The sequence below is a fragment of the Hydrogenobaculum acidophilum genome (genome assembly GCF_054656715.1).
Window position 1 is genome coordinate 142,236 of the sequence record NZ_BAAHXP010000002.1, and the last position, 13,580, is coordinate 155,815.

Annotated in this window: 19 protein-coding genes and 1 pseudogene; 11 read left to right on the forward strand and 9 right to left on the reverse strand. The window is 35.6% G+C overall.

Annotated features, from left to right (window positions below):
• Window positions 1–7 precede the first annotated feature (7 nt).
• From tsaD to ACYQZV_RS01930, 3 genes are read right to left on the reverse strand one after another with little or no spacing between them, the layout of a single operon-like run.
• A complete protein-coding gene (gene tsaD, locus ACYQZV_RS01920; protein WP_459892633.1) occupies window positions 8–1,024 on the reverse strand; it encodes a tRNA (adenosine(37)-N6)-threonylcarbamoyltransferase complex transferase subunit TsaD in 1,017 nt (338 codons plus the stop codon).
• A gap of 3 nt (window positions 1,025–1,027) precedes the next feature.
• A complete protein-coding gene (locus tag ACYQZV_RS01925) occupies window positions 1,028–2,284 on the reverse strand; it encodes a S41 family peptidase (protein WP_459892776.1) in 1,257 nt (418 codons plus the stop codon).
• Between the two features lie 14 nt (window positions 2,285–2,298).
• Complete coding sequence (locus tag ACYQZV_RS01930) at window positions 2,299–2,715, reverse strand: hypothetical protein (RefSeq protein WP_459892635.1); 417 nt, start codon at window positions 2,713–2,715, stop codon at window positions 2,299–2,301.
• Window positions 2,716–2,789: 74 nt separating this feature from the next.
• Here ACYQZV_RS01930 and rfbA point away from each other — a divergent pair, with 74 nt between their 5' ends.
• Genes rfbA through rfbD form a run of 4 tightly spaced genes read left to right on the forward strand, consistent with a single transcriptional unit; the run spans window position 2,790 to window position 6,055 of the window.
• The gene (gene rfbA / locus ACYQZV_RS01935; RefSeq protein WP_459892637.1) at window positions 2,790–3,674 is read left to right on the forward strand and encodes a glucose-1-phosphate thymidylyltransferase RfbA; all 885 of its coding nucleotides are present in this window, start codon (window positions 2,790–2,792) and stop codon (window positions 3,672–3,674) included.
• Window positions 3,664–4,242: a dTDP-4-dehydrorhamnose 3,5-epimerase gene (gene rfbC, locus ACYQZV_RS01940; protein WP_459892639.1), complete on the forward strand. Its 579-nt coding sequence runs from the start codon at window positions 3,664–3,666 to the stop codon at window positions 4,240–4,242. Before rfbA ends, rfbC begins: the two co-directional genes overlap by 11 nt.
• Window positions 4,239–5,228: a dTDP-glucose 4,6-dehydratase gene (gene rfbB, locus ACYQZV_RS01945; protein WP_459892641.1), complete on the forward strand. Its 990-nt coding sequence runs from the start codon at window positions 4,239–4,241 to the stop codon at window positions 5,226–5,228. The genes rfbC and rfbB overlap by 4 nt, the downstream gene beginning before the upstream one ends.
• Window positions 5,225–6,055, forward strand: coding sequence for a dTDP-4-dehydrorhamnose reductase (rfbD, locus tag ACYQZV_RS01950; RefSeq protein ID WP_459892643.1), 831 nt, complete (start codon window positions 5,225–5,227; stop codon window positions 6,053–6,055). Before rfbB ends, rfbD begins: the two co-directional genes overlap by 4 nt.
• 28 nt (window positions 6,056–6,083) lie before the next feature.
• On the opposite strand, the gene ACYQZV_RS01955 is transcribed toward rfbD, so the two are convergent.
• The 3 genes and pseudogenes from ACYQZV_RS01955 to ACYQZV_RS01965 form a co-directional block, all read right to left on the reverse strand.
• On the reverse strand, window positions 6,084–6,467 hold the full coding sequence (locus tag ACYQZV_RS01955) for a rhodanese-like domain-containing protein (protein ID WP_459892645.1): 384 nt from the start codon (window positions 6,465–6,467) through the stop codon (window positions 6,084–6,086).
• Window positions 6,468–6,545: 78 nt separating this feature from the next.
• Window positions 6,546–6,701: pseudogene (locus ACYQZV_RS01960) on the reverse strand (type II toxin-antitoxin system mRNA interferase toxin, RelE/StbE family); the annotation flags it as partial.
• Window positions 6,702–6,770: 69 nt separating this feature from the next.
• Entirely contained in the window at window positions 6,771–7,031 is a 261-nt protein-coding gene (locus tag ACYQZV_RS01965; protein WP_459892646.1) for a type II toxin-antitoxin system RelB/DinJ family antitoxin, read from the reverse strand.
• A 209-nt stretch (window positions 7,032–7,240) separates the two neighbouring features.
• Between ACYQZV_RS01965 and ACYQZV_RS01970 the strand changes: the two genes are divergently transcribed.
• Window positions 7,241–8,653: an OmpP1/FadL family transporter gene (locus ACYQZV_RS01970; protein ID WP_459892648.1), complete on the forward strand. Its 1,413-nt coding sequence runs from the start codon at window positions 7,241–7,243 to the stop codon at window positions 8,651–8,653.
• 31 nt (window positions 8,654–8,684) lie between these two features.
• Here ACYQZV_RS01970 and ACYQZV_RS01975 read toward each other — a convergent pair whose 3' ends face one another.
• Window positions 8,685–9,302, reverse strand: coding sequence for an ABC transporter ATP-binding protein (locus ACYQZV_RS01975; protein ID WP_459892650.1), 618 nt, complete (start codon window positions 9,300–9,302; stop codon window positions 8,685–8,687).
• Window positions 9,295–10,494 carry an FtsX-like permease family protein gene (locus tag ACYQZV_RS01980; protein ID WP_459892652.1) on the reverse strand — a complete coding sequence of 400 codons (1,200 nt, stop codon included), beginning with the start codon at window positions 10,492–10,494 and terminating at the stop codon, window positions 9,295–9,297. Before ACYQZV_RS01980 ends, ACYQZV_RS01975 begins: the two co-directional genes overlap by 8 nt.
• A gap of 130 nt (window positions 10,495–10,624) precedes the next feature.
• Between ACYQZV_RS01980 and rpsF the strand changes: the two genes are divergently transcribed.
• The 6 genes from rpsF (at window position 10,625) to ACYQZV_RS02010 (ending at window position 13,283) form a co-directional block, all read left to right on the forward strand.
• Window positions 10,625–10,966: a 30S ribosomal protein S6 gene (rpsF, locus tag ACYQZV_RS01985; RefSeq protein WP_459892654.1), complete on the forward strand. Its 342-nt coding sequence runs from the start codon at window positions 10,625–10,627 to the stop codon at window positions 10,964–10,966.
• A 17-nt stretch (window positions 10,967–10,983) separates the two neighbouring features.
• The gene (ssb, locus tag ACYQZV_RS01990) at window positions 10,984–11,439 is read left to right on the forward strand and encodes a single-stranded DNA-binding protein (RefSeq protein ID WP_459892656.1); all 456 of its coding nucleotides are present in this window, start codon (window positions 10,984–10,986) and stop codon (window positions 11,437–11,439) included.
• A gap of 24 nt (window positions 11,440–11,463) precedes the next feature.
• Window positions 11,464–11,685 (forward strand): 30S ribosomal protein S18, encoded by a 222-nt coding sequence (rpsR, locus tag ACYQZV_RS01995; protein WP_459892658.1) that lies wholly within the window; start codon window positions 11,464–11,466, stop codon window positions 11,683–11,685.
• Between the two features lie 10 nt (window positions 11,686–11,695).
• Window positions 11,696–12,148, forward strand: coding sequence for a 50S ribosomal protein L9 (rplI, locus tag ACYQZV_RS02000; RefSeq protein WP_459892660.1), 453 nt, complete (start codon window positions 11,696–11,698; stop codon window positions 12,146–12,148).
• An 88-nt stretch (window positions 12,149–12,236) separates the two neighbouring features.
• Window positions 12,237–12,686 carry a hypothetical protein gene (locus ACYQZV_RS02005; protein ID WP_459892662.1) on the forward strand — a complete coding sequence of 150 codons (450 nt, stop codon included), beginning with the start codon at window positions 12,237–12,239 and terminating at the stop codon, window positions 12,684–12,686.
• Between the two features lie 12 nt (window positions 12,687–12,698).
• Complete coding sequence (locus ACYQZV_RS02010) at window positions 12,699–13,283, forward strand: PH domain-containing protein (protein WP_459892664.1); 585 nt, start codon at window positions 12,699–12,701, stop codon at window positions 13,281–13,283.
• On the opposite strand, the gene ACYQZV_RS02015 is transcribed toward ACYQZV_RS02010, so the two are convergent.
• A complete protein-coding gene (locus ACYQZV_RS02015; RefSeq protein WP_459892666.1) occupies window positions 13,284–13,574 on the reverse strand; it encodes a hypothetical protein in 291 nt (96 codons plus the stop codon).
• Window positions 13,575–13,580: the final 6 nt, after the last annotated feature.

Sequence of the window (13,580 nt, forward strand, 5' to 3'; positions counted from 1 at the left end):
AAGGGATTTAGATAGTTTTTGTAAAAGCTTCTAAACTCAAAGAGGGTTGGGGATTTAACTTATGAAGGTCTATTTTTTTAAAATACTTTCCTTTTGCAAATCTTAAAGTACCCACTAAGCTCACCATAGCGGCGTTGTCTGTGCAATATTTTATAGAAGGTATATAGCATTCTACGTCAAGGGTTTTTAGTTTTTCTCTGAGGCGCTTGTTGGCTGCTACACCGCCTACTACCACAAGACGTCTTACACCAGTTTTTTGGATGGCTTTTTGCAATGTCCTTATTACATGGTTAACAATAGCCTCTTGATAAGAAAAGGCCAAAGCTTCTTTTGGATAACGCATGACATTTTCTCTTAAAAACGTTTTTAAACCACTAAAAGAAAAGGCAATTCTATCATCTTTTATAGGCGTTGGGAAATCTACAGTTTCAGGATTTTCATAAGAAGATAAAAACTTTTCTATGGCAGGCCCGCCTGGATATTGAAGCCCAAGTAAAACTGCTCCTTTGTCAAAAGCTTCTCCTGCTGCATCATCAAGGGTTTTGCCTATGAGCTCGTACTCTTCAAACCCCTTTACAAGGTATATTTCCGTATGACCTCCTGATATTACAAGGGCTAAAAAAGGGTATTCTACATCGTATTCTAAAAACACAGAATATATATGAGCCTCTATATGGTGGACTGGAACTATAGGCACGCTAGTGGCATAAGAAAAACCGCTTGCAAAAGATACACCCACCAGAAGGGATAGTATAAGACCAGGAGCCATCGTAACTGCCAAAAAATCTATGTCTTTTGGTTTTACATTGTTTTTTTCTAAAAGCTCATAAAAAAGTATGTAAAGGTTTTTTGTATGCTCTCTAGAACAAAGCTCTGGCACTATACCGTTGTATTCTTTATGAAGGTTTACCTGTGAACTGAGCAGGCTATCTAAAAGACCTCTTTTATCACTATATAAAGCTAAAGCGGTATCATCGCAAGAAGTCTCTACGCCAAGACAAAGATTTTCCTTTTCAAAACTCATCTATTAAGAAGCTTTTTCTTCTTTCTCTTCTTTTTGGGATTTTACCGGCTTCCCTTCCAAATAATCTATAGCAGCTTTTAGTTGAGGGTCTTTGTTTGGAAGAAGTATAACCTTTTGTTTATCTCCTTTTAACCTCATATCTTCTATGGTTTTGATAAGCTCTTCTTGCTCTTTGGCTGGGAATTTTATGTATATATCAGGCATTATACCTTTTTTGTTTATACAGATACCAGCTGGTGTATACCAATAAGCTATCGTAAGCTTAAGACCTGCCCCGTTTTCCAAAGGTATAAGGTTTTGAACAGAACCCTTACCAAAGGTTTTTTCACCTATTATAGTAGCTCTCTTGTAATCTTTTAAGGCACCTGTTACTATTTCAGCCGCACTTGCAGTACCACCGTTTACTAGCACCACTACTTTATCTTGCATAGGTATAAGTGGGTTTTGAGTGGTGTAATACTTATGCTCTCCTACCACTCTTCCTTTTGTATAAACCACAAGCTTATCTTTTGGCAAAAATACGTTAGCTACTTTTATCGCTTGCGTCAATAGACCACCTGGGTCGTTCCTCAAATCAAAGATAAACTCGTTCGCTCCTTTTGCCTCAAGTTTTTTAACAGCTTTTGCAAGCTCGCTGTAAGCGTTTTCTTGGAATTGCACAAGCTTTATATAACCTATATGGTTGTCTACCATCGTAGCCTTTACCGCAGGGACTTTTATTATCTCTCTTGTAAGTTTAAAAGTAAGAGGATGATCTACGCCTTTTCTAAACACAGTAAGAGTTACAGTGGTACCAGGTTTTCCTTTTATAAGCTTTATAACCTTAAAAAGACTCATGTTGGATGTATCTTTGCCGTTTATCTTTATAATAATATCCCCAGCCCTTATACCAGCTTTGTAAGCAGGAGTTCCTTCTATGGGAGCTATTACTATAGGTCTTCCGTCTTTTCTTGCTATTTCAATACCTATACCGCCAAACTGTCCTTCTGTATCTTGGGTAAACTCTTTATACTCAGAAGGTGTAAAGAAATCTGAAAAAGGGTCAAGAGATTGAAGCATACCGTTTAAAGCACCGTAAATCATTTTTTTGGTACTCGGATTCACCACGTAGTTTTGTTTTGTAATTTCAAAAACATCCATAAAAAGCCTTATATAATCAGCATCTGATTCGTGTTTTTTGCTTTGCTCTGCCTTTGCACCCACTAAAAATCCACCAACAAATACCAACGGTATTGCCAAAGCCAAAGATGTTTTTTTCATCAAACGTTCTCCTATCATGGTTTTAAAATATACATACTTTTTATGTTTTTTATATAAAATTTTGCATTTCCAAGGCTTCCAAGCCCATAGCAAGTCATGTCTTTCGACACATCTACAAGTTCGCCATTTGGATTTATGTTTGTTTTCAAATCAACTTCCACTTCTCTTCCCCTAAAAGCTTTAACATCTATTGACCTAACGGTATTTAAATCCACAAAATAGCTCAAAGAACCGTCTTTTACATCTATGTAAGTCCTGCCATCGCAGTTGCAGTTTTGCAAAACATGGGCTTTGCCGGTATTATCTATAACCTTGCACACAATCCCAGTCGGTACGCTTTGCATAGGTGTGGTCTCACCCATCCCATAACTTGTAGCAAAAGCCAACAAAATCCCCAAAAGTATTGAGCTTTTATTAAAAGCCTTAAACATATTAATTTAATTATATCACATAGAAATCTATTTTGTATTACATTCCTTATAAACCAATGCTAAAATAGTTCAGTATGAAAGCAATTATATTGGCTGGGGGTTCTGGTACAAGGTTGTATCCCACGACTACTGTATTAAACAAGCATCTTTTGCCTATATACAACAAGCCTATGATATATTATCCGCTTTCTATGGTTATGCTTCTTGGTATAAGAGATGTAGGTATTGTGATAAATCCGCAAGATTTAGAGAGTTTTAGGCTTTTATTAAAAGATGGGTCTCATATAGGATTGAATATAACATACATAATCCAAGAAAAACCAAGGGGTTTGGCAGAAGGGCTTATCTTGGCAAAAGACTTCATCAAGGATGATTATGTGTTTTATCTATTGGGAGACAACATATTTTTTGGACATGATTTGCTAAAGGTTGTAAACTCAGCAAAAGAAAGGGTGTTGAAAGAAAACGGAGCATCTATATTTTGCTATCACGTAAAAGACCCAGAGCGCTTTGGCATAGCAGAGATATCAGAAGATGGAAAAGTAATATCCTTAGAGGAAAAACCAAAACACCCAAAATCAAACTACGCAGTGGTTGGTATGTATATATACGACAAGGATGCATACTATATAGCAAAAGAGATAAAACCCTCTCATAGAGGAGAGCTAGAAATCACATCGGTAAACGAAGTTTATCTTAAAAACCAAAAACTATACGCATACTTGTTGGGAAGGGGCTTTGCATGGTTTGATACTGGGACTCACGATAGTTTTATTGAGGCGTCTGAGTTTGTATCAACGATAGAAAAAAGAACAGGGCTTATGGTAGGATGTATAGAAGAGATAGCTTACAAAAATGGCTGGATTGACAAAGAAAAGCTATTAGAGCTAGCAGAACCTCTTAAAAAGACAGATTACGGAAAATACTTGATAGAGATAGCTAAAGACCATGCCTTTTGAATTTATAAAAGCCGAGATACCAGAGGTAATACTTATAAAGCCAAAAGTTTTTGAGGATGAGAGGGGATTTTTCTTGGAAAGCTATAAAAAATCAGAGTTTGAAAAAGCCGGTATAAAGGATATCTTTATCCAAGACAACCATTCAAAATCTACAAAAGGTGTGTTGAGAGGCCTTCATTACCAAAAACAACCGGCAGCCCAAGGAAAGCTTGTAAGATGCATAAAAGGAAAGATATTTGATGTGGCGGTGGACATAAGAAAAAATAGTCCTACTTACGGAAAATGGGTAGGTTATGAACTCTCAGAAGAAAACAAGCTTATGCTTTTTATACCAAAAGGCTTTGCCCATGGGTTTTTAACGCTTTCAGAAGAAGCTGAAATAATTTACAAGGTATCTGGGGCCGAGTATTCAAAAGAGCATGACAGAGGCATCATATGGAACGACAAAAGCATAAACATAAAATGGCCTTTAGATATGGTGGATGATATAATACTATCAGATAAAGATAAGAATCTACCAACGTTGGAGCAAGCAGACAACGACTTTTTATATGGAGGATTGTCTTGAAACTACTTGTAACAGGTGGAGCTGGTTTTATAGGAAGTGAATTTGTAAGAGAAGGCGTAAGAAAAGGATACGATATAGTTGTTGTTGATAAACTAACATACGCTGGGGATTTAGAAAGACTAAAAGAAGTAGAAGAAAATATTGCCTTTTACAAAGCAGATATTACAAACAAAGAGTTTATAGAATACATCTTCAAAAAAGAAAAACCAAACATAGTGGTGCATTTTGCAGCGGAATCTCATGTGGATAGAAGCATATTAGATGCAAGTCCTTTCATAGAGACAAATGTAAAGGGTACGCAGGTACTTTTAGATACATCTAAAGAAGTAGGTATAGAAGCATTTATAAACATAGCCACCGATGAGGTATATGGCGAGCTTGGAGAAGAAGGAACGTTTAGAGAAGATTCACCGCTTATTCCAAACTCCCCTTACTCTGTTTCAAAAGCCTCTGCTGATATGCTTGGAAGAGCTTATTACAAAACATATGGACTTCCAGTAATCACTATAAGACCTTCCAACAACTACGGTCCTTGGCAATATCCAGAGAAGCTAATCCCTGTTGTCATATTAAAAGCCCTAAACAACGAAAAAATACCAGTCTACGGAACGGGGCAAAATATAAGAGAGTGGCTTTTTGTATCAGATTGTGCAGAGGCTATTTTTGAGATAATGCAAAAAGGTAAAATAGGAGAGGTTTACAACGTAGGAAGCCATCAAGAAAGAAGAAACATAGAAGTGGTAAAAACGATATTGAAGCTTTTAAACAAACCAGAGGCTCTTATAGAATTTGTGCAAGATAGACCAGGACATGATTTTAGATACTCTTTAGATACTACAAAAATTCAAAAAGAATTAGGATGGAAAGCAAAAACCACCTTTGAAGAGGGCATCGAAAAAACTGTAAAATGGTATATAGACAACATGCCCTGGGTAGCAAGAAAATTGAAGTACCTAAAAGAATACTGGGAAAAAGTGTATAGATGAGGTATTTAATACTTGGAAAAAAAGGACAGCTTGGTCAAGGGTTTGAGAGAGAGTTAAAAGACAAAGATATATTAGCCCTTGATTATGAAGAGTGTGATATCTCAGATTTTGACAAACTAAAAGAGGTATTTGAAAGCTACAAACCTGATATAGTGCTAAACTGCACCGCTTATAATCTTGTGGATAAAGCAGAAACGGATTTTTTTAACGCATACAAAACGAATGCCTATGGTGTAAAAAATTTAGCTTATCTTTCAAAAAAACACAAAGCTTATTTTATAACTTATTCTACGGACTATGTATTTGACGGAACAAAAGAAGGTTTATACAAAGAAGAAGATACGCCAAATCCATTAAATCAATATGGTAAAAGCAAGCTAACGGGAGAGGTTTGGACGCTAGAAGAAGGTTTAGAGAAATTTTTGATATTTAGGACAAGCTGGGTTTATGGAGATGGCAAGCAAAACTTTTTATATAAGCTTTTAGAATGGGCTAAAAACCAAGATTATCTTCGAATAGCCTGTGACGAGTTTTCTGTGCCTACTTCCACAAGGACTTTGGTAAATATCACATTAAAAGCCATAAAACAAGGCCTTATAGGACTTTATCATCTTACAAACTCTGGTTATGCCTCTCGTTATGAATGGGCAAAGGAGTTTTTGGCTTTTAAAAAGATTGATAAATTTGTATATCCAGCTTATCAGTCTGATTTTAACCTACCAGCCAAAAGGCCGAGATTTTCCCCTATGGACAACACTAAGATATCAAAAGCGTTAAACCTTGAAATACCTCATTGGCTTGAAGAAATGAAAGATTTTTTAAAATAACATCCCGCCCGCTACGGGCGGAAAAATATCAAGCATTTGATAGAGCTTCTATAAGCTCGGGCGTAGAACCGTCAAACACGTAAACGTTTGTATAGCCAAGAGCCTCCAAATAACCCATAGCCCTGTTGGCAAATTTTACAAGTTTACAGGTGGTAATAATTGGAGCTTCCTTGTCCTTTGGCAACTTGTCAAGATGCTTAGTGATATCTGTGATTGGTATGTAGTAGGCATTTTTAATACCGGCCTCTTCAACATTTTTGCCCTCTACCTTGCCCACAGGCCTAACGTCCAACACAAGAGCCCCATTTTTGTAAAGCTCTTTTACCTTCTCAATGTCTATAAGCCCCAAATTTGGCTTCTTCTTGTCTTGCTCAATGGCTTTTTCAATCTTGTCTACAAGCATTCCAAACATAATTTAACCTCCTTTAAAAGTTAGTATTAATTAATAAAAATTATCAATTTAAAGTTTTTTGTAAATGATTTTACTTAGTTATTTAAATTTTTTGTATACTTTTGTATGCTTACCAATCATAACAAGGATTAATTCATCATCTTTAATTTTAAATATCATCACCAAATCTCCTTGTATATGTAAAGCTTCATAGCCTTCTAAATCACCAGTAAGCTTATGTCTTCTGCAGATTTGACTTACGGGTTCGTTTTAAAAGAGCAATATCCTTTTCAAAACCCTTTTCTGCTTTAAGTTTTAGCAAATTTACAAATCTAATTTATCAAACAACTCATTTACATCTTCATATTCGTCCATATTTTTACCTTGCTCTACATTTTTTATCCTCTTTATAAGCTCTGACGATGGAATATACTCGGCTGGTTTAATCAACTTAACAACTTCATCATCACTTATTTTACTCAATATAAGCCTAATAGCCTCGTTGAAAGTTAGCCCATACTCTTCAAATATTTTTTTTGATTTAGCGTAAGTATTTTCATCTATCACTATGCTAGCTCTTTTCATCACAGACTCCTTAAATATATTTACAGATAAAAATTTAAAGCCAATATTTCAAATTTACTAGTTGATAATTATCATAAATTATATCTATATCTTTAGCATATGCTAATATTCTTATATAACTATTCATATCAAAAGCTATAAGAAAATAGAAAAGTAAAATCACAGTTATTTCACTATAATGATAATCACTAATTTAGGAGGTTTTTGATATGAAAAAGAAGCTTCTTCTTCTGGCAGTTTTTGCAAGCACAGTAGCTATACCATTACAAACATCCTTCGCCACAAACGGTGATGACCTAATAGGTGTTACTCCAAACTCCGAAGCTATGGGTGGTATAGGCGTTGGCATGCCAGTAGGTTCCGTAGATTCTATATTTAGAAACCCAGCTTGGATGAGCACCGCCAAAAACTTCAAACTCCAATTTGGTGGTATGCTATTTATGCCAAGCGTAAAAGCTGAAAACAACGGATTTAATCAGTACAATGGTTCCCCATACCCAACTCCGAACGCCTCAGCCTCAGCAGATAGCAACGCGAATCTATTCTTGGTGCCAGAAATAGGTATTGTAGATAGAATAAACGATAAACTTGTTTTTGGTATAGGTGCTTTTGGTGTGTCTGGTATGGGTACGGATTATAGCGGAAAAGGACCGATGCAATTTATAGGTCGAAACTCTTCTGGCCAACCAGTAACCAATCCCGCATTTTACAACATGAGAACAACGCTTCAATTTATGCGTATTATACCAGCTTTATCTTATCAGATAAATCCTATGATTAGCATAGGTGCTGGTTTAGACTTAGCCTATGGGTCTTTGGATATGAATGCTACTATGCCAAATGGATGCGCTCTGACACAAAATGGCGCTTTCAACTGCACAAGCAACGCTTCTTACGGTGGTGGTCAAAGCTCTGCTCTTGGCATAGGTGGGCAGCTCGGTGTGGCTTTCAACTTTGGTAATTTTGTATACGCTGGTTTAAATTATCAAACGCCTATATCTATGACATATAGACATGTATTTGATTTTGTCGGAGCTTCCCAAGGAAAATTCAGTGGAAGTTTTCAAGATTTAAAACTTGAACAGCCTCAAGAGCTTGGATTTGGTGTAGGTGTAGCTCCTACAGACAAATGGAACGTGGGTCTTGATATAAGATGGATAAACTGGTCCAACGCCGATGGTTATAAAGATTTTGGCTGGAAAGACCAATGGGTATACGCTATTGGTACCTCTTACAAAGTTACGCCAAAGCTTACATTAAGAGCTGGTTTTAACTACGCTAGAAGTCCTATAAGAAGCAACAGCTTTGGAACAAATATGAATCGACCAACTGTAAATATAAGTGGTGGTAATTTTAACCAATACGATATAGACTTATTTAACCTATACGGCTTCCCAGCCATCACAGAAGAAGCTATTACAATTGGTGGGTCTTATCAATTTACAAACAATTTTGGTATATCTTTGGCTTATGAGCATGATTTCCAACACTCTGTAACTGATAGCGGTATGTGTTATAACGGGCGAGGTCCTCTTACATCCCAAGCCGCTTACTCTCCATGCTCTATCACTGCCAAAAACGCCGAAGATGCCGTGAATGTAGCGCTTGAATGGAGATTTTGATAGTTTAAATCTTTTGGGGCTTTTGCCCCTTTTACTTACCAAGATAGAATATTCTATCAAAAAAAGGTTTTAGTTCTTCGTTGTGGGTGGCTACTATTATAGTGATGTTTTTTTCTTTGTTTAGGGATTTTAATAAAGAAAAAATCTTCTTTGATTCTTGATAATCAAGGTTGCCAGTAGGCTCATCCGCTATAAGAATTTGAGGCTCTCTTACAAGGGCTCTTGCGATGGCTACCCTTTGCTGTTCACCACCTGAAAGCTCGTAGGGCTTATGGTGAAGCCTATGTTCTAATCTTAAAAATTTCAAAAGCTCCAAAGACTTTTTCATATCTCCGAACAAAGCCACATTTTCTAAAACATCAAAATCTTCCAAAAGATAGTAAAACTGAAAAATAAACGATATGTATTTTCTCCTTAGCTTTGCTATCTTTTTTTCTTCGGTGTGTTTGACGCCAAGTATATAAACTTCTCCTTCTGTGGGAGTCTCTATGCCGCCTATTATGTGAAGGGTGGTGGACTTACCGCAACCAGAGGGCCCCATTATACCTACAAACTCGCCTTTTTCAACAGATATGCTTAGGTTTTCAAACACAAGAGTATCTTTGTATCTTTTTGATACGTTTTTTAGCTCTATAACACTTTCAGTCATTTCTTAGTATCCTTACTATATTTTCTTTGATAGCGTAAAAAGATGGTATAAAACTAGCCAACACACTTAAAAACACCACAAGCAAAAACACCTCTAAGATATCCTTAGAAGATATAGAAACTGGCACATAGGACATAAGGTATATGCTTTTTTGCACATGTATTAGTTTAAATTTGTTTATGAAAAACTCTAAAACAAAAGAAAGCACTACACCAGCCAAAAATCCCATAAAGCTAAGCAAAAACCCCTGGATAAGCACTATAGCCATAATAAAACTTTTTGGTTCGCCGTAAACTCTAAATATAGCGATATCCCTTAGCTTTTCTTTTACTTTTATAAAAAGAAGGCTTGTAATGTTAAAAGAAGCCACCACTACCATAAGAGTAAGCACAAAAAATATGCCTCTTTCCTCCGTTTCTAAAGCTTCAAAAAGAGGTTTATTCATATCTATCCAAGTAGTGATTACAAACTTATCTCCTACCTCGTGTTTTAGGCTTTTAGCAAAAGTACTGGCTTCGAAAGGATTTTTTAAATTTATCTCCACAACCCTCGTGGGTGGGTTGTTTACAAAAAGTTTATCGGCAAGGTCATTGTCCATAAGCACCGTAGAATAATCTATATCAAATATACCACTATGTAGGGTCCCTACTACAGGCAAGTTTTGAACTTTTGGCATATAACCAAAAGGCGTTTGAATACCCACCGGCGATATGATACTTATATAATCTCCTAAAGAAGCCCCAACCATAGCCGCCAAATCACTACCCAGTATCACACCTTTTTTGTTTAAAGAACCCTTTATCTTATTTGAAAAAAAACCAAGATTTTTCTTGTTGCTAAAATCTATAGCATCTATGTTGACAGCGCTGATATAAGACCCCCTTTGGATAGCCCCATGGTATATCTTAAAGTAAGAAAATAGTTTTATATCTTTGTTTTTTTCTAAAAGCTTCAAAACTTTTGGTATATCTGTTTTAGAATCATCCCCTATATAAGTCAAGATAATGTTTGGCATAGACCCAAGAAGCTTTATTCTAAGGTTATCCTGAAATCCCTCAAACACCCCGTTAGTAAGAAGAATGCCAGCGGTACTTATAACAATTCCAAGAAAAGATATAAAGCTAATGACAAGGGTACTCCCTTTAAAACTAAACAAATATCTTATTGCAATCTTAAAAGCTCTAAATTTCACAAGATATATATTATATAGGTTTAAGATGAAATTGTTGTGAGAGGATATTTTAAATTGAGAATTTAAATCATAAAACACTTTTACAATTTTATGGTAAAATAGCTTGTTATACTTTAGTTAAGGAGGCAACATGAGTTCAAGACATTATCGTGCATATAGGATGTACGAAAGTGTGGTGGTATTTAAACCCACACTTGCCGAAGATGAGTATAGGACTAAGCTAAACGAAGTTAAAGACTTCATAGCTAAAAAGGGCGGTACTGTAGTAAAAGAAGAGGATTGGGGTACCAAAAACTTAGCTTACAAAATAAGCGGTTTTGGTCATGGAAGATATTATTTTTTCAAAATCGCCTCTAGTAATCCTCAGTTGCCCAACGAGCTTGATTTTTACTACAAGATAAACGAAGATATTATAAGATGGTTAAACATCCTAACAAAAGAAGAGCCATCCTTATCAGAAAAAGCTTCTTAAAACTTAGGGGATAAAACATGATAAACAAAGTTATCATAATAGGGAGGCTTACAAGAGACCCAGAGTTAAGAATACTTCCTTCTGGCAACAAAACTGTGGATTTATCTTTGGCTTACAATAGAAGCTATAAGGCAAACAACGAATGGAGAGAAGAAGCTCACTATTTTGATGTAAAAGCTTACGGAGTCTTAGCCGATAGGTTGTCCACGCAAGTATCCAAAGGATATATGGTATTGGTAGAAGGTAGGCTATCTCAGGATAGATGGACTTCTCAAGATGGTAAAAATATGTCAAGAGTAAGCATAGTGGCTGAGAGTGTAAGGATAGTGGCAAAACCTCAGTCTAACCAGAACAAACCCATGCCAGAGGAAACGTCTGAAAGCTTTTACAATGAAGAAGAAGTAAGCGGTATAGAAGACATAAAAGCTGATATAGAAAAAAGCTTAGAAGATGACGATGATGTCCCGTTTTAAAAACTTTAAAAAGGAGTATGTAGCATGATGGAAACTAAGATTAAAAAAGCTAAGGTTTGCAAATTTTGCATGGAAAAAAGAGACCCAGATTATAAGAACTACAACGAACTAAGAGAGTTTATGTCAGAGCATGGCAAAATTCTTCCACGAAGAATGACATTTGTATGTGCCAAGCACCAGAGAAAGCTAGCCAACGAAATAAAAAGAGCCCGTCAATTGGCATTGATACCCTACGTTATAGTTTAAGGAGGATACTATGAAAGTGATACTTTTAGAAGAATTAGAGGGACGCGGAAGTTTCGGAGATATTATAACAGTAAAAGATGGTTTTGCCAACAACTATCTTATACCAAGGAAACTTGCAATACCAGCCACAGAGGGCAATATAAAACATATTCAAAGCATACTCTCTCAAAAAGCTAGAAAACTAGAAAAAATAAGGGCACAAGCCCAAGAGCTTGCTAAAAAATTAGATGGTGTAGAAATCACCATAAAAAAACCAGTGGGTCAAAATGGAAAACTTTTTGGTTCCATAACCACATCAGATATAGCAAAGGCTCTTCACGATAAAGGCTTTAACGTAGATAGAAAACAAGTTATGATAAGTTCACCTATCAAAAATTTAGGCTTATATACCATTAAAATAAGGCTCCACAACGACGTTTACGCCAATATCAAAGTAAACGTAGAAGAAGAGCAAAAGCAATAAACATATACACCCACCGGCCCATAGAGGCCAGGTGCTTTCCTAAATATAAATCATAGAATTATTATATACGATAAGTTATCATTTACTTATGAATATTTTAGTACTTTTTATACACATAACCTTTGCTTGCTTGTGGGTAGGCGGTATGCTTTTTATGGTATTAGTATCATCTCCTTACATAAGGAAAACACCTTTTAAAGATGAAGCTTTTCAACATATAGGCAAGAGGTTTAGCCTTGTAGGCACCATAATAAGCCTTCCAGCGCTATTTATAACAGGTCTTTTAAACATGCATTTTTTATCAATACCCTATAGCACCTTCTTTCATCCAGAGTCAACATATCAAAAAACCCTTCAGGCAAAGATACATATTTTCTTCTTAATAGTGTTAGTATCAATACTTCACGATTTTTATTTTAGCAAAAAAGCCAAATACTCCAGTAAATATGCAAAGATAACAAGAGCGCTTGGTATATTAAACTTACTTTTAAGCCTTGGCATAATCCTACTTGCAAGCGCTTTAAGATACAATATGTGATAAAATTGTCTTATGGAACAACAGCATTCAATACTATCACTAGCATTTGGTATACTTATAGTTTATTGGCTTTTAACAGCCATTGTAAGCATTATAAAGATAAAAATAGGCGACAAACAAAAACTCATTCAAAAATACCTCACCGGAGATGAACACATTGTAGTAGAAGGTGAGATGGTATACATAAAAGAGATAATAACATCGATAATTGTTGGAGCAATAGGTATAGCTATAAGTATCTTTGTGTTCGTAGTAAAAAAAGAGTTTTCAGATTTTATAATAACATTTTTATATGCAATAAGCCTTAGTTTATCTATATTGGTAAAACCTTATGTTTTGAAAAAAACCACAAAACTTCTCATCACAAGCAAAAGACTAATACTCGCATATGGAACATGGGGTAACAACGTCATTGACTATAGTCTTGACAAAATATCAAACATAGTTTTAAAACAAAGTTTATGGGGTAGAATATTTGGTTTTGCAAAGATAGCTATTATAAGCACATCGGGAGCAGAGCTAAAAATTTGGAACAGAGAGCTTGAGTTAAAAAACGCTGAAGAATTTATAAAAGCTTTCGTATCGATGAGAACTTAACTATTTGCATATTTTCTCTTTAGTGGTGGAGCTTGGCACCTTTTGACCTTGTTTAAAATGTGACTTTTCTATATCTATACATCCTTTTGCACTCAAATTTAACTTTATAAATCCATCTTGATTATCAGTTTTCGTATAAAAGCTTTTAACAGAAGAAGCTGGACATATCCTTTGGACTGTGGTATAGTCTGGTACGCGCTGACCATAGCTAAAGTGTTCAGTAGTTATCTTTATACAATCCCCATAAGAAAAACCAAACACCAACATTCCTAAGATAAAAAACCTTTTCATAACACC